12 protein-coding genes and 1 tRNA gene are annotated in these 17,401 nt (G+C 23.0%); 11 read left to right on the top strand and 2 right to left on the bottom strand.

The window, feature by feature from the left end:
- Positions 1-26: 26 nt before the first annotated feature.
- The 9 genes from secG to AB4W60_RS01650 all read left to right on the top strand — a co-directional run bounded on the left by secG (position 27) and on the right by AB4W60_RS01650 (position 11,101).
- A complete protein-coding gene (secG, locus tag AB4W60_RS01690) occupies positions 27-284 on the top strand; it encodes a preprotein translocase subunit SecG (RefSeq protein ID WP_367676041.1) in 258 nt (85 codons plus the stop codon).
- 32 nt (positions 285-316) lie between these two features.
- Positions 317-403 (top strand) — tRNA-Leu (locus AB4W60_RS01685).
- Positions 404-854: 451 nt separating this feature from the next.
- Complete coding sequence (nusA, locus tag AB4W60_RS01680; protein WP_367676040.1) at positions 855-2,342, top strand: transcription termination factor NusA; 1,488 nt, start codon at positions 855-857, stop codon at positions 2,340-2,342.
- Between the two features lie 13 nt (positions 2,343-2,355).
- The gene (infB, locus tag AB4W60_RS01675) at positions 2,356-4,959 is read left to right on the top strand and encodes a translation initiation factor IF-2 (RefSeq protein ID WP_367676039.1); all 2,604 of its coding nucleotides are present in this window, start codon (positions 2,356-2,358) and stop codon (positions 4,957-4,959) included.
- Between the two features lie 37 nt (positions 4,960-4,996).
- Entirely contained in the window at positions 4,997-5,362 is a 366-nt protein-coding gene (gene rbfA, locus AB4W60_RS01670; protein ID WP_367676038.1) for a 30S ribosome-binding factor RbfA, read from the top strand.
- 36 nt (positions 5,363-5,398) lie between these two features.
- A complete protein-coding gene (truB, locus tag AB4W60_RS01665; protein ID WP_367676037.1) occupies positions 5,399-6,334 on the top strand; it encodes a tRNA pseudouridine(55) synthase TruB in 936 nt (311 codons plus the stop codon).
- Between the two features lie 93 nt (positions 6,335-6,427).
- The gene (gene rpsO, locus AB4W60_RS01660; RefSeq protein WP_367676036.1) at positions 6,428-6,697 is read left to right on the top strand and encodes a 30S ribosomal protein S15; all 270 of its coding nucleotides are present in this window, start codon (positions 6,428-6,430) and stop codon (positions 6,695-6,697) included.
- A 196-nt stretch (positions 6,698-6,893) separates the two neighbouring features.
- On the top strand, positions 6,894-8,978 hold the full coding sequence (gene pnp, locus AB4W60_RS01655) for a polyribonucleotide nucleotidyltransferase (protein WP_367676035.1): 2,085 nt from the start codon (positions 6,894-6,896) through the stop codon (positions 8,976-8,978).
- A 296-nt stretch (positions 8,979-9,274) separates the two neighbouring features.
- Positions 9,275-11,101, top strand: coding sequence for a DEAD/DEAH box helicase (locus AB4W60_RS01650; protein ID WP_367676034.1), 1,827 nt, complete (start codon positions 9,275-9,277; stop codon positions 11,099-11,101).
- A gap of 86 nt (positions 11,102-11,187) precedes the next feature.
- Here AB4W60_RS01650 and AB4W60_RS01645 read toward each other — a convergent pair whose 3' ends face one another.
- Complete coding sequence (locus AB4W60_RS01645; protein WP_343188880.1) at positions 11,188-11,580, bottom strand: Rid family detoxifying hydrolase; 393 nt, start codon at positions 11,578-11,580, stop codon at positions 11,188-11,190.
- A gap of 60 nt (positions 11,581-11,640) precedes the next feature.
- A complete protein-coding gene (argF, locus tag AB4W60_RS01640; RefSeq protein WP_367676033.1) occupies positions 11,641-12,636 on the bottom strand; it encodes an ornithine carbamoyltransferase in 996 nt (331 codons plus the stop codon).
- A 249-nt stretch (positions 12,637-12,885) separates the two neighbouring features.
- Here argF and AB4W60_RS01635 point away from each other — a divergent pair, with 249 nt between their 5' ends.
- Both AB4W60_RS01635 and AB4W60_RS01630 read left to right on the top strand, forming a co-directional pair.
- Positions 12,886-14,394: a leucyl aminopeptidase gene (locus AB4W60_RS01635; protein WP_367676032.1), complete on the top strand. Its 1,509-nt coding sequence runs from the start codon at positions 12,886-12,888 to the stop codon at positions 14,392-14,394.
- Between the two features lie 98 nt (positions 14,395-14,492).
- On the top strand, positions 14,493-17,363 hold the full coding sequence (locus AB4W60_RS01630; RefSeq protein ID WP_367676031.1) for a valine--tRNA ligase: 2,871 nt from the start codon (positions 14,493-14,495) through the stop codon (positions 17,361-17,363).
- The last annotated feature ends 38 nt before the right edge of the window (positions 17,364-17,401 follow it).

Genomic DNA, 17,401 nt, shown 5'->3' with positions numbered 1-17,401 from the left:
TTAATTAAATTTTATAAGGATCATTTATGTATAATTTTTTTTTGTTAATTTTTTTATTAGTATCTTTATTTCTTATTACATGTATAATTATACAACAAAACTCAAACAATATATTAAATAAAAATAATACAAACAATTTTTTATACTTTAATAATAATAACTTTATTACTAAATTAACTATGTTTTTTGCTTGTATTTTTTTTATAATAAGCTTATTGCTTTGTAATCTTAGTAGCAGAGATACCGATGATATTTATTTGTTAAAAAATAATGTTAATAAATAACAGTTTATTTATTTTATTATTTTTAAAAATAAGCCGAGGTGGTGAAATTGGTATACACACTACTTTGAGGTAGTAGTACTTTGATTTTAAGTTTGCGGGTTCGAGTCCCGTCCTCGGCATTATACTACTTTAATTATTTCAATAAAATCTAAAAATATTTTTGTTGAATATTTTTAGATTTTAAACTCTTAATATATTTTTAAAGTTTAAAAATTTATATACTTTTGATTTTATAAATCTATTAATTTTTATATTTGACCCCGTTTACTCGGGGTTTTTTATTATAAAAGAAATCTTTATTTTAATAAAAATTATATACATAAATTTTTAATTTTTATTATTTTTTAAATGAATTGTTATTTTTTATACAATAATTATATATTATTTTTTAAATATAAATATTTAATTTTAGATTTTTATAAAAAAATTCTTATATCTTAAATATTAATTATTTAATAATTAAATTTAATGAATTAATATATTTTTGTTTTTTTTATAAAAAATTTTTATTTTTACTACTTTAAAATATTTATTTTGTTTTCTTTACAAGTTTTTTTGGAGTTTAATAAAATGAATAAAGAAATTTTGGCAGTCGTAGAGGCTGTTTCTAATGAAAAATCTTTACCTAGAGAAAAAATTTTTGAAGCTTTAGAAAGTGCATTAGCTATAGCAACAAAAAAAAAACATGAACAAGAAATTGATGTTAGAGTTTGTATTAATCGTAAAAGTGGGGATTTTTATACTTTTCGTAGATGGTTAGTTGTTTCTGAAGTAGTTCATCCTACAAAAGAAATTACTTTAGAAGCAGCACGTTTTGAAAATAATTTATTGCAGGTGAAAGACTATATTGAAGATCAAATTGAATCAGTTGTTTTTGATAGAATAACTACGCAAACAGCAAAACAAGTTATTGTACAGAAAGTTCGTGAAGCTGAAAAAACTATGATTATGGAACAGTTTAGTAGTCGTTCCGGTGAAATAATAACAGGTTTAGTAAAAAAAATAAATAGAGATAGTATTATTGTTGATTTAGGTAACAATGCTGAGGCATTATTAATTCGCGAAGATATGCTTCCTAGAGAAAACTTTAGATTAGGAGATAGATTAAAAGGTATTTTATATTCGGTTTATAATGAATCTAAAAATATACAGTTATTTATCAGTAGATCTAAATCTGAAATGTTAATAGAATTATTCAGAATTGAAGTTCCTGAAATAGGAGAAGAGTTAATTGAAATTAAAGCTGCTGCAAGAGATCCTGGATCTCGCGCGAAAATAGCTGTAAAAACAAATGATAAAAGAATAGATCCTATAGGAGCTTGTGTAGGAATGAGAGGAGCTCGTGTTCAGGCTATTTCTAGTGAATTATGTGGAGAAAAAATTGATATAGTTTTATGGAATGAAAATCCTGCTCAATTTGTAATTAATTCTATGGCGCCTGCTGATGTTTCATCTATAATAGTAGATGAAGAAAATCATTCTATGGATATAGCAGTAGAATCTAATCATCTTGCACAGGCTATTGGTAGGAATGGACAAAATGTTAGATTAGCTTCACAATTAAGTGGTTGGAATCTTAATGTTATGACTATAGATGATTTAAATATAAAACATCAGGAAGAACAAAATACTTCAATTGATATTTTTGTTAAATATTTAAGTATAGATAAATCTTTAGCTGAAATTTTATTTCATGAAGGTTTTTCTTCTTTAGAAGAATTAGTCTATGTTCCTTTTGAAGAATTACTTGAAATAAAAACTATTAATAAATGTTTACTTAAGGAGATACGTCATAAAGCTAGAAATGCTTTAGTTACATTAGAGTTAGCTAAAGAAGAAAATATCAGAAATAGCAAAACAAGTTCTTTAATTCTTTCATTAAAAAATGTTAACAAATTACTATTGAAAGAATTAAACAAAAAAGGAATTTTAACTTTAGAAAATTTAGCCGATCAAGCAATAGATGATTTAATTGACATTCCTTTTCTAGATAATAAGAAAGCTGGTGAATTAATTATGCAAGCAAGAAATATATGCTGGTTTAATACTAAAAAATAATAGGATAAATAGAATGACAAATATATCTATAGAATTATTAGCAATTGAAATAAATATTTCATTAGATATTTTATTAAAACAATTTTCTGATGCAGGAATTGTAAAAAATAAAAATGATTACGTGAGTGAGCATGAAAAAGAAGTTTTACTTGATCATTTAAGTAAGCAACGTGGTAAATCACTTATGCATATGACTTTAAAACGCAAAGTAAAAAGTTTTTTAAATATTTCTAGTAATAATGGCAAAAATAAATCTGTAAAAATTGAGTTTAGAAAAAATAAAACTTATTTAAAAAACTCTAAATTATTGTATAAAAAAAATAATAAAATTACAAATAAAATTAATCTTATAAGTTCTTCTAATACACAAAATTTATCAATAAAAAATAAAATAATTAAAAAAAACCATAATAAAAGCGCAACTGATTTGAAAAACTTAGTTTCATCAAAAGATACTGTTAATAATTCTTATAATAAACAGAAAGAAATAATTAATAAAAATAATTTAAAAGATATACAATATAAATCTAAGGTTTATTCTGCAAATAAAAATAATAATAAAAATTTTTCTGTTAAGTTAAAAAAAGAATCAAAAACTACATTTAAAAATAAAAAAAATGTTATTAGAAATAATAAAAAGGAATTTAGTTCTAAATTATCTAATAATTTTAAATTAAATAAAGATGATCGTTATACAAAATTAGATAAAATACGTAAAATTAATAATAAAAGTGCTAGATTTAAAAAAAGAAAATTTAAAGATCATAGTTTTAATATGTTAAATAAAAATAAAACTAAAAATTTTAAAAATAATATTTTACATCAGAGTTTTAAAAAACCTAAAAAAAATATTAACCGAAATATTACTATAGGAGAAACTATTACAGTTGCAGATTTATCAAATAAAATGGCTGTAAAGAGTTCTATAGTTATTAAGTTATTAATGAATATGGGTAGCATTGTTACAATAAATCAGTTAATAGATCAAGAAACAGCTCAATTAGTTGCAGAAGAAATGGGTCATAAAGTAACTTTGTATGAATCTAATAAATTAGAAAGTTTGTTAATTAAGGATATTGAAAATTCTAATATAACTCATATAAAAAAAACAAGACCACCTGTTGTTGCAATAATGGGTCATGTAGATCATGGAAAAACTTCACTTTTAGATCGTATTCGTTCTACTGATCTAGCTTCTAAAGAACCTGGAGGTATTACTCAAAATATTGGCGCGTATTATGTAAGACATAACAATAGTATTATTACTTTCATTGATACTCCTGGGCATGAAGCATTTACCTCTATAAGATCTAGAGGAGCTAAAATCACAGATATTATTGTTTTAGTAATAGCTGCGGATGATGGTGTAATGCCTCAGACTATAGAATCTATAAATCATGCAAATTTTGCTAAAGTTCCTATTATTGTTGCTATAAATAAAATAGATAAATCTGAGCTAACAAAAATATTAAAGATTAAAAATGAATTAGTAAAATATAATATTGTTCCAGAAGAATGGGGAGGAGATAATATTTTTGTAAATATTTCAGCTAAGAAAGATATTGGTATACAAGATTTATTAAATTCTATTTCTTTGCAATCTGAAATTTTGGATATTAAAACTACATTTTCTGGACTTGCTAAGGGTGTTGTAATTGAATCCTTTCTTGATAAAGGTAGAGGTCCTATAGCTACTGTATTAATACGTCAAGGAGTATTAAAGAAAGGTAATATAGTTTTGTGTGGTTTAGAATATGGAAAAATAAGAGCTTTATTTAATGAATTAGGAGAAGAAATAAAATCAGCAGAACCATCTATTCCTGTAACTATATTAGGTTTATCTGGTATTCCTATTCCTGGGGATATTATTAATGTAGTAAATAGCGAAAAACAAGCTCGAGATATTGCATATTACAGACAAGCAAAAAATAGAGAAGTTAAATTATTACGTAGAGAAAAAAGTAAAACAGAAAATATTTTTTCAAGTATAGATAAAAATAAATTAATAAATTTTAATATAATATTAAAATCGAATGTACACGGATCTTTAGAATCAATCTGTAGTTCATTATGTAGCTTATCAAACGATAAAATAAAAATTAATATCATACATTCTGGTATTGGTAATATTACAGAAACAGATGTTTCTTTAGCTATTGCATCCAGTTCATTAATTATAGGATTTAACATTAAACTAAATAATTCATTGAAACGTATTATAGAAAAAGAAAATATTAATTATATATATCATTCTATAATATATAAGCTTATTGAAGAAATTAATTTAATGATGAATAACATGATTTCACCAGAATATAAATATGAAATTATTGGTTTAGCTAAAGTTAGAAATGTATTTAAATCTCCTAAATTTGGTTTAATAGCCGGTTGTATTGTAACAGAAGGATTTGTTAAACGTAATAGCTCTATACGTATATTAAGAAATGGTACTTGTGTTTATAAAGGACAATTAGAATCTTTGCGTCGTTTTAAAGAAGATGTAAATGAAATTCGTAGTGGTGTTGAATGTGGAATTGGAATTAAAAACTATAATGATGTATGTTCTGATGATATTATTGAAGTATTAAAATTAACAAAAGTAAATAGTACTATTTAATAAATTTAATTTAAAATAAAATTAGAGATTTTTTTGCATGAATAATTTATTTTTTAGATCTAGTCGTATTTCTGAAGAAATTAAAAAAGAAATAATGAGTATCTTATATAGAAAAATTAGAGATCCTCGCATAAATTGCGTATTTATAACCATATCACATGTAAAATTATCTCGTGATTTATCTTCCGCTAAAATATTCGTGACTTTATATAATAATGATGAGAAAAATATGATTAGAAAAACTATGAATATTTTAATTAAAGCATCTGATTATATTCGTATAATACTACGTAAAAATTTAAATTTACGTGTTGTTCCTAAATTAAGTTTTGTTTATGATGACTCTTTAGTTAAAGGAATTTATATATCTAATATTATTAATAAAACTATGAATATTAAATAAAACATATTAAATAAATTAATAAAAAAGGTTATTTTTATGATTCCTTATGAATATAAAAAAATTCAAGGAATATTACTACTAGATAAACCTAAAGGAATAACATCTAATGATGTTGTAAAAAAAATTAAATCAATATTTTTTCTTAATAAAGTAGGTCATACGGGTTCTTTAGATCCTATAGCTACTGGTATGTTACCTATTTGCATAGGTAAAGCTACTAAATTATCTCAATTTTTACTTAATTCTAATAAAGTTTATGAAGTAGAAGCTTGTTTTGGTGTTTCTACATCTACTTATGATGCTGATGGAATAATAGTTTGTAAAAGAATGGTTAATTTTACTCATGATCAATTTTTAAATTCTCTAAATAAATTTAATGGAAAAATATGTCAATTACCTCCGATGTATTCAGCTATCAAATGTAATGGAATTCCATTGTATAAATATGCTCGTAAAGGTTTAACGGTTTTTCGTAAATTTAGAAAAGTTAATATTAGTAAAATTTTATTTTTAAAAAAAAATAAAAATTTTATTTTTTTTAAAATTCATTGTTCTAAAGGTACGTACATACGTACTATTATTCATGATTTAGGAGAATACTTAGGGTGCGGAGCTCATGTTGTTTCTCTAAGACGTTTAAAAGTATCTTCGTATTCATCTTCTAATCTTATATCCTTGGATTTTTTAAAAAAACCAATAAACAATACAGGCATATATATTAATAATATGCGAAAAAAACTTATTAAATTATTGTTACCATCTAATTCTATTGTTTCTTTTTTGCCTGAAGTTAATTTATCCTATAATCAATCTTTAAAGTTAAAATATGGTCAAATTATAAATTATTCTTCTAATCATAATCAAGGATTAGTACGTTTAACTGAAGGAAATAAAAAAATTTTTTTTGGTATAGCTATTTATAATATTAAAGGTTTTTTAATACCAAAATGTATAATAGATATTACTATTTAAATTATTTATTTTAAAATTAATCAAAAATATAATTTTTTTATATTTGTGTTAAATTATTTATTATCATTTTACATAAATGTATATGAGGTTTACATGTCTTTAGATAAAAATTTAAAGAAAAAAATAGTTTTTAAGTATGGAAAAAATAAAAATAATAGTGGTATAACAGAAGTTCAAATTGCATTAATTACAGAACAAATTAATTATTTACAACATCATTTCTCTAAACATACAAAAGATTTTTGTAGCAAAAGAGGCTTGTTGAACATGGTGTCTAAAAGAAGAAAATTATTAAATTATTTAAAATATAAAAATATATCACGTTATAATATTTTAATTGAAGACTTAAAATTACGCCGTTAATATATTTTCAAGAAATTAATTTTTGATGTTTTATATTTTGAAGCTAGTCAAAAAGGGCAATTAATTGCCCTTTTTGACTAGCTTATATTGAATATTTGATTGTAAATTTTTGTTTTTTATTTAAAAATTTTATAATTAATTTTTTATTTTTTATTTCATATGATATTTATATATCTCTATATTAAGGATTTTTATTTTGTTTAAACCTATTTTTCATAAATTTAAATATGGAAATCATATTGTTACTTTAGAAACAGGTATTATGGGTCGTCAAGCTACATCTGCTGTTATGGCTAGCATGGGTGATACTTCTGTATTTGTAACTGTTGTTTGTGATAAAATACCTAATACTGAAAAAAAATTTTTCCCTCTTACTGTAAATTATCAAGAAAGAACTTATGCAGCAGGTCGCATACCTGGTGGTTTTTTTAGAAGAGAAGGGAGACCTAATGAAAATGAAATTTTAGTATCTCGTTTAATTGATCGTCCTATAAGACCTCTATTTTCTTTTGGATTTACTCATGAAGTTCAAATAATAGCAACTGTAGTGTCTGTTAATCCTCAAATAAATCCAGATATAATTGCTATTATTGGTGCTTCTGCTGCTTTATCTTTATCTGGTATTCCTTTTAATGGCCCTATTGGTGCTGCTAGAATAGGTTATATTAATAATAACTATATTTTAAATCCTACTATTGATGAAATGAAAAATAGTGATTTAGATTTAGTTATTTCAAGTAAATCAGATAGTATATTAATGGTAGAGGCTGAAGCTAATATATTAACTGAAGAAAAAATAATGCAAGCCATCTTATTTGGTCATAAAAACCAACAAATAGTTATTAATAATATAAATGATTTAGTAGAAAATTATGAAAGAAAATCTTTTTTATGGTCACCTATTTCTTATGATATTGATTTGTTTAATACTATAAAATCTATATCTGAAATTGAAATCAATAAAGCTTATGATGTTATTAATATAAATAATAGATTTAATATTTTAGATTCAATTAAAAAAAATATTTTTTTGTTCTTAACACAGAATAATAAAAATTTTATAAATGAAGATATTGAAGAAATATTTAAATTAATTCAAAAAAATATTGTACGTATGAAATTATTAAATAATAATTTACGAATAGATGGTAGAGATAAAGATATGATAAGAGCTTTAGATATTAGAACAGGAGTTTTACCACGTACTCATGGTTCTTCTTTATTTACAAGAGGTGATACTCAATCTTTAGTATCTGTAACTTTAGGTACATCCAGAGATGCTCAAAATATCGATGAAATATTAGGTGATAGAGTAGATAATTTTCTATTTCATTATAATTTTCCTCCTTACTCTACAGGAGAAATAGGATTAGTAGGATCTCCTAAAAGAAGAGAAATAGGACATGGTCGTTTAGCCAAAAAGAGTATTTTAGCTGTTATGCCTAATATTAAAGACTTTCCTTACACAGTACGTATAGTTTCAGAAATTACTGAATCTAATGGATCATCTTCTATGGCTTCAGTATGTGGTGCCTCTTTAGCTTTAATGGACGCTGGAGTGCCTATAAAATCTTCTGTAGCAGGTATAGCTATGGGTTTAATTAAAGAAGGTGATAATTATGTGATTTTATCAGATATTTTAGGTTATGAAGATAACATAGGAGATATGGATTTAAAAGTTGCAGGAAATAGATCAGGAATCACTGCTCTCCAGATGGATATAAAAACAGAATTTGTAGATGAAAGAATTATTAAAACTTCTTTAAATCAAGCAAAAGGAGCAAGATTGCATATTCTAGATGTTATGGATAAAGCCTTAAGTATTCCTCGTCTTAATTTATCAAAATTTGCTCCTAGAATTTATACTATTCAGATTAGTCCTGAAAAAATTAAAGACATAATAGGTAAAGGAGGTTCCGTAATAAGGATGCTAACAGAGGAAACTGGTACTATAATTGAGATTGAAGATAATGGAATGATAAAAATTTCATCTAATATTGAAGAAAAAGCTCAAAATGCCATTTTACGTATTAAAGAAATAACAACAGATATAGAAGTTGGTAAAATTTATGAAGGTAAAGTTACTAGGATTGTTGATTTTGGTGCTTTTGTTTCTATTGGAATATCTAAAGAAGGTTTGGTTCACATTTCACAGATTGCCGATAAACATGTTAATAAAGTGACAGATTATTTAAATATAGATCAAGAAATTAAAGTAAAAGTTTTAGAAATAGATCGTCAAGGAAGACTTCGTTTGAGCATGAAGGAAATTACAAAATAATTTTATTATTATTAATAATAATAGATATTTTTGTCTTTTTTTCAAAAAAAATGTATAATAAATATTATTTTTAATAAACATTTTAAAAAATAAAATCAATATGAGATAAATTTTTTACAATTTATTTCATTTTTAAATTTCTTATATTCTAATTGTAAACTAAATATTAACATAACTTCTCATTATATATTTATAATCCAGTTAATAATAATTTTTATTAAAAATATAAAATATTTTTTATAATATTAAGTTATGTAAAAACTGGATGCCCGTAACTTAAGAGGTATAATTATTTCATGATTAATAATCAAATTAAATTTTCTGATCTTGGTTTAAAACCTAATATTACTAGGTCTCTTGATGATTTAGATTATTTAAAACCTTCTCCTATTCAATCAGAATGTATTCCATATCTATTATCTGGAAAAGATGTTTTAGGTATGGCGCAAACTGGTAGTGGCAAAACAGCTGCATTTGCTTTACCGTTATTGAATAATGTTAACATTTCATTAAAAGCTCCTCAGATATTAGTTTTGACTCCTACTAGAGAATTAGCCGTTCAGGTAGCAGAATCTTTTGTTTTGTTTTCAAAATATTTATATGGAATTAATGTTTTAGCTTTGTATGGTGGACAGAGATATGAACTACAATTAAAAATTTTACGTCAAGGACCTCAAATAGTTGTAGGTACGCCTGGAAGATTATTAGATCATTTAAAAAGAGGTACATTAAAACTTGGCAAAATACATGGTTTAGTTTTAGACGAAGCAGATGAGATGTTAAGAATGGGATTTATTGAAGATGTTGAAAATATTATGAAACAAATTCCATCTAAACATCAAACAGCATTATTTTCTGCTACTATGCCTGATGTAATTAGAAATATATCTAGAAGATTTATGAATAAACCTAAAGAAGTTAGAATAAATTCAAATGTTTCTAATCGCCCTAATATTAAACAAAGTTATTGGATGGTATATGGAAAAAAAACTAATGCTTTAGTTAGATTTTTAGAATCAGAAGACTTTTCTGCAACTATAATATTCGTACGAACTAAAAGTGCGACTCTAGAAGTTTCTGAAGCTTTAGAAAAAAGTGGTTATAATAGTTCTGCATTAAATGGTGATATGAATCAATCTTTAAGAGAACAGACTTTAGAGAGATTAAAAGATGGCAGATTGGATATATTAATTGCAACTGATGTTGCAGCTAGAGGCTTGGATGTGGATCGTATTAGTTTAGTTATAAATTATGATATCCCTATGGATGCTGAGTCTTATGTGCATCGTATAGGTAGAACAGGTAGAGCAGGAAGAACAGGAAGAGCTATATTATTTGTAGAGCCACGTGAATACAGATTACTTAAAAATATAGAACGTAATATTAAATTGCGGATTACTGAAATTTATTTACCAAACTCTAAATTATTAAGCGAAAAACGTTTATCTAAGTTTTCCGAAATGGTTAAAAAAGAATTAGAAAGTAAAGATTTAGATAAATATTGTAATTTATTAACTAAAATTAAACCTATACAACATGATTTAAGCATTGAAAATTTAGCAGCAGCATTATTAAAAATGGCGCAACGAGATAGACCATTAATTTTACCCCCAGATACTATTTTAAAACCAAATAAAATTTCTTTTAATAAATTTAAAAACAATAATAGTTATCATAATAAAAATAATTCTAATAAAAATTATAGATTTAGAAAAGATCGTAGTAAAGATTCATCAAATACTGATTTATATCGTATTGATGTTGGTCGTAATGATGGAGTAGAAGTACGTCATATAGTTGGAGCTATTTCTAATGAAGGTAATATAAATAGTAGAAACATTGGAAATATAAAATTATTTTCCAATTATTCAAATATTGAGTTATCTAAAGGAATTTCAAAGAATTTTTTACTAAAATTATCTAAAACTCGTATTTTAAATAAATTTATTAATATTAAGTTAATTTGCAATAAACAACAAAGAGAAATTAAAAATAATAAAAATAACAATTATTATAATTTTTATCATTCACGAAAATCAAATGATAAAAAACAAAATATCAAAAATGTAAAAAAGAAAAATGAATTATCTTATGTTGCGCAATTACGTCTTCGTGACTTATAATTTTTTATTTGTGGACTTTTATAATTTATGCCACAAAAGTGTGGCATATTAACTTACAAAATTTTGTTAAATATTAAATTAGTTAATTATTCTTTAAAAGCCATAGCTTCAATTTCTATTAATACATTTTTAGGTAATCTAGAAACTTCTACACAAGATCTAACTGGAAAAATAATAACCTTATTTTTTATAAAAAAATTTTCATAAATATTATTTATAATATTAATTTTATTTAAATTAGTAGTAAAAATTGTTGTTTTTACTATGTTATTTACTAATAAACCAGATTTTTGAATTATTTCTTTAATATTTAATAATACTATTTCTGTTTGTTTTTCAATTCCCTTAGGAATATTTTTTGATATAGGATCTATAGGAATTTGTCCTGAAGTGATTACTATATTTTTTCCTAAACTTATTCCTTGTACATATGGCCCTATAGCTTCAGGAGCATTTTTAGTCTGTATTTTTTTCTTAATCATTTTTTATATAAACCTTTTATTTTTTAATTTATTTTTATATTCAAAATAATAATTTTATTAAAATTGTACATTTTTTATTAATGTTAATATCATGATAGCTTTTATAGTATGTAATCTATTTTCTGCTTGTTCAAATACTAAACTATTTTTTGATTCAAAAACTTCATTTGTTACTTCTACTCCATTGTTTAGAAATTTATATTCATTTAAAATCTTTTTCCCTATTATAGTATTTTTATCATGTAAAGAAGGTAAACAATGTAAAAATTTAATTTCTTTATTTTGACTTAATTTTAAAACATTTTTATTTACTTGATAGTTCTTTAAAAATTTTATTTTTTCTTCCCAGGATGTTTCTGTTTCTCCCATAGATAACCATATATCTGTATATATAAAATCTACATCTTTTACTCCTTTTGCAATATTTTCGGTTAAAAATACATTATTATTTTTTTTTCTTTTATATTGAAACCAATATTTTTTAGGAGAAATTAAGTTTATTTTCATTCCTGTTATTTTAGATATTTCTAGTATAGAATTACATATATTATTATTTATATCTCCTATATAAGCACAAGAAATGTTTTCTATTTTTTTTTCTGGTAAATTTTCTTTCATAGTTAATAAATCAGCAATAATTTGTGTTGGATGAAATTTGTTAGTTAGTCCATTCCATACAGTTATATCTGAATATTTAGCTAATTCTTCTATTTTTTCATGCTCATGACCTCTGTATTGTATAGCGTGATATATTTTACTAAGAAATTTAGCTGTATCTTTAAACGATTCTTTATACCCAATATGACTATCTTTTGGTCCTATATACGTAGTATTAGCTCCTTGTTCAAATGCGGCTACTTCAAAAGCACATCTAGTTCTAGTAGATTCTTTTTCAAAAATAAGAATTATATTTTTGTTCTTCAGGTATTTTTTTTCTTTTTTTTCTTTTCTTGTTTTTTTTAAATGAGATGAAAATTTTATTAGAAATTCTATATCTTCTTTGTTAAATAAAGAAAAGTTTAAAAAATTTTTTTTATAAAAGTTATTATTCATATACTTATTTTCCTAAATAAATTAAATAATATGGTTATATTATAATTATATTTTTTAATATAAAATAGTTAATTATATAAACATATTGGTACTTTTGATGTTTATTAAATCTTTTGTTTAATATATTTATTTTCAATTTTAACTATTTAATATAAAAATATTTTTATTTAATTATATAATCGATTAAAATTTTTATTTTATGTTAAAATTTTGATAAATTTAATTAAATAATTTAATAAGACAAAAAAAATGAAATATGATATTTGTAAAATAAAAATTAAAAATTTAAATAATAAATTCTTTGTTTTGGGAGTTTTTGATTGTTTTAATAAGACAAACACAATTACATATTCAAATATTTATATTAATAAATATTTGAGATATTTAGTCAAAAATAGTAAACTTAACACTAATTTTGGTAAATATACTTTTATAAATAGTTCAAATAATTCTCATAATAACCAGTTTTTGATTATGGGCTGTGGAATACAAAAAAAATTTGATTTAGTTAAGTATAAGAAGTTAATATATAAATCTATTTCTATATTAAATGACATAAATGTTCAAGAAGTTATTTATTTATTTTTAGATTTACATATTAAAAATCTAGATATATATTGGAAAACCAGATTTTTAATAGAGTCTGTCGAAGACAAAATTTATAATTTTTTATTTTTTAAAAAGTCAAATGATAGTATTTTACTAAATAAAATAATTTTAAATGTTAATAATAGTAAAGATATTAATATTGTAAAAAATGCATTAAAGATTTCTTTATCTATTTCTATTGGTTTAAATAAAGCCAAAGATCTAGGTAATATGCCCCCTAATGTATGTAATCCTTTGTACTTATCTGAAGTTTCTTTAGATTTATTAAATAAATATAATAATTTTATTAAAGTTAAAATAATCGACGAAAATAAAATGAAAGAATTGGGTATGTCTGCATATTTAGCTGTAGGAGGAGGTTCTTATAATAAATCATATATGTCTTTAATAGAATTTAAAAATACAATAGTTGATAATTTATATGATAAAAAAATTGTTTTAATAGGTAAAGGTTTAACTTTTGATTCTGGGGGAATATCTTTAAAACCTTCTTTTAATATGGATGAAATGAAATATGATATGTGTGGAGCTGCTGTAGTTTATGGAATTATGGTTTTTCTTGCAGAATTAAAATTACCTTTACATGTTATAGGGGTATTAGCTGGTTGTGAAAATATGCCTGGTAATAATTCATTTAGACCAGGAGATATAGTTAGAACAATGTCTGGAAAAACTGTAGAAGTTTTAGATACTGATGCTGAAGGTCGTTTAGTATTGTGTGATGTATTAACTTATATAAATAGATTTGATCCTTACATAGTAATAGATATAGCAACTCTTACAGGTGCTTGTGTTGTTGCTTTAGGAAAAGATATTCATGGTTTATTTTCTAATGATGACTCCTTATCATCAGATCTTTTGCGCGCTTCTAATCAAACAGGCGATACAGCATGGAATCTTCCTTTATTTAAAAAATATTCAGAACAATTAAAATCTAACTTTGCTGATATATCTAATATAGGAAATAAATCTGCAGGTGCAATCACTGCTGCTTGTTTTTTGTCTCATTTTATAGGTAATTATAAATGGGCTCACTTTGATATTGCTGGAACTGCATATAATTCAGGAGTTAATAAAGGATCTACTGGCAGACCTTTATTCTTAATTGCTCAATTTTTACTTAATTTATCTAATATTATCAAAAATTAATTTATTTTAATATTAATTAATAAATTTTAATTATTTTTATAAACATTACAAATATGATATTAAATAATTTTCATATTTTACTTTAAAAAGATATTTTTATGGAAAAAGTGTATATTCCTTCAAAATTTGAAGAAAAATTATATAAGTTTTGGGAAAAAAAAGGTTTTTTTAAACCAAACAATAAAAATGAAAGTTTTTGTATAGTTATACCTCCTCCTAATATTACTGGTAATTTACACATGGGTCATGCATTTCAGCATACAATTATAGATATTTTAATCAGATATAATAGGATGAAAGGTAAAAATACTTTATGGCAAGTTGGAACAGATCATGCTGGTATTGCAACTCAGATTCTTGTAGAACGTAAAATTTATGATGAAGAAAAAAAATTAAGAACTGAGTATAATAGATCTGATTTTTTAAGAAAAGTTTGGTTGTGGACAAAAAAGTTTAAAAATAATATTAATTCTCAAATGAGAAGATTGGGTAATTCTGTTGATTGGGATAGAGAAAGATTTACTTTAGATGAAGGTATTTCTCAAGCAGTTAAAACTGCATTTATTGAGTTATATAATAATAAATTAATTATTCGTAGAAAAGGACTAGTTAATTGGGATTTTAAATTAAGAACAGTAATATCTGATATAGAAGTTAATCATATTTCTAAAAAAGGATACATTTGGTATATACGTTATCCTTTATTAAAAGATAAATTAAAATTTAATACTAGTAGTACTGTGAATAATGATTACATAATAGTTGCTACAACTCGTCCTGAAACTTTATTAGGGGATACAGCTATAGCTGTAAATCCTAATGATGATAGATATAAAAATTTAATAGGTAGAACTGTATCTGTTCCAATAATTAATAGATATATTCCTATAGTTAGTGACAAATATGTTGATATAAATAAAGGAACTGGTTGTGTTAAAATTACTCCTGCTCATGATTTTAATGACTATCAATTAGCTATTAGACATAAGTTACCTATGATAAACATATTTACTTTTGATGGAAATATTAAAAATATATTAGAGATATATGATTATCAAGGGTATAAATCAAATATTTATGATACTTTTGTTCCTTTAAAACTTCATAATTTGTCTATATCTGATGCTAAAAAATATATTATAAAAGAACTAGAAAAATTAAATTTATTGGATAAATTTAATTTTTATGAAGTATCTACTCCTTATGGAGATCGTAGTAATTCTATTATCCAACCTATGTTAACAGATCAATGGTATTTAAAAGTAGATTTATTATCTAAGACAGCTGTTGATGCTGTAAAAAATAAAAAGATTAAATTTATACCTAAAAAATATGAAGGTATGTTTTTTTCTTGGATGAAAGACATCAAAGATTGGTGTATTTCTAGACAGTTATGGTGGGGCCATAGAATACCTGCATGGTATGATAGAGATGGAAATATTTATGTTGGAAATAATGAACTAGATGTTAGAATTAAAAATAATTTATCTTCTAATATAAAATTAAAACAAGATTGTGATGTTTTAGATACTTGGTTTTCTTCTAGTTTATGGACTTTTGCTTCATTAGGTTGGCCTAATTGTAATAGTGATTTAAAAACATTTCATCCTACAAATGTTTTAGTATGTGCTTTTGATATTATTTTCTTTTGGATTTTTAGAATGATTATGTTAACTATGTATTTTATTAAAGATTCTAATAACGTTCCTCAAATTCCTTTTAAAGAAATATACATTACTGGATTAATTCGTGATGAAGAAGGTAATAAAATGTCTAAATCAAAAGGTAATATAATTGATCCGTTAGATATTATAGATGGAATTACTTTAGATGAACTAATTTTTAAAAGAACTAATCATTTAAATGATTCAAATACAATTAAAAAAGTTAAGAATTATACTAAAAATTTTTTTTCTAAAGGTATAGAAGGTACAGGTACTGATGCTTTGAGATTTACTTTTGCTGCTTTAGCTTCAACTGGTCGTGATATTAATTGGGATATGAATCGATTGATAGGTTATAAAAATTTTTGTAATAAGTTATGGAATGCTAGTAGATTTGTTATAACTAATATAGATAAATTTAAATATAATAATATTATTAAAAATATTAAATTATCATTTATAGATAAATGGATATTTATTAAATTGAATTTAACTATTAAGTTATATAGAAATGCTTTAGATGAGTATAGATTTGATATAGCTACAAGAATTTTATATAATTTTATTTGGAGTGAATTTTGTGACTGGTATTTAGAATTAGCTAAAATAAACATTAAATTAAATATTCAAAAAAAAATAAATAGTACTTTATATACATTATTAGAATGTTTAGATTCTATTCTGAAACTATCTCATCCTATTATACCTTTTATAACTGAAACTATATGGCAACGTATTAAATTGTTAAAATCTCCTAATTCTGAATCTATTATGTTAGAAAATTTTCCTAATTTTGATAAAAATAAGTTATCAGGTTCATCTGTTAAATATGTATCTTTATTAAAAAAAATTATAATTTTTGTAAGAGATACTCGTTGTAATATGAATATTAGTAAATCACAACCACTAATATTAGTTTTTAATAATTTAAATAAAAAAGAAGTTTATCAGATAAATAAAATTAGTTATTTCCTTATTAAAATATTATTTTTAAATAAAATTAAATTTATATCAGATAGCAGTAACAAAATTATAGATTATTCTATATCTACTTTTATAAATGAAATGGAATTATTAATACCTTTAAAAGGATTATTAGATAAAAAAAGGGAATTAAATAGTTTAAATAAAAAGTTAAATTTAATAGATAAAGAAATAGATATTTTACAATCTAGATTATTAAATAACAATTTTATAATTAAAGCTCCTAAAAAATTATATTTTGATTCTAAATCAAGAATTACATCTTTAAGAAAAAATAAATTAAAAATTATCTCTAGAATTAATTTAATAAATAAACTATAAAATTATATTTTTATTATAAATGATATTTTTGATAAATA

Origin of the sequence: Buchnera aphidicola (Neophyllaphis podocarpi) (assembly GCF_964059055.1) — a bacterium.
GTDB classification, from domain to species: domain Bacteria; phylum Pseudomonadota; class Gammaproteobacteria; order Enterobacterales; family Enterobacteriaceae; genus Buchnera_M; species Buchnera_M aphidicola_A.
The sequence above is the reverse complement of the archived record's forward strand: the minus strand, read 5'-3'. Positions and strand labels throughout refer to the sequence as shown.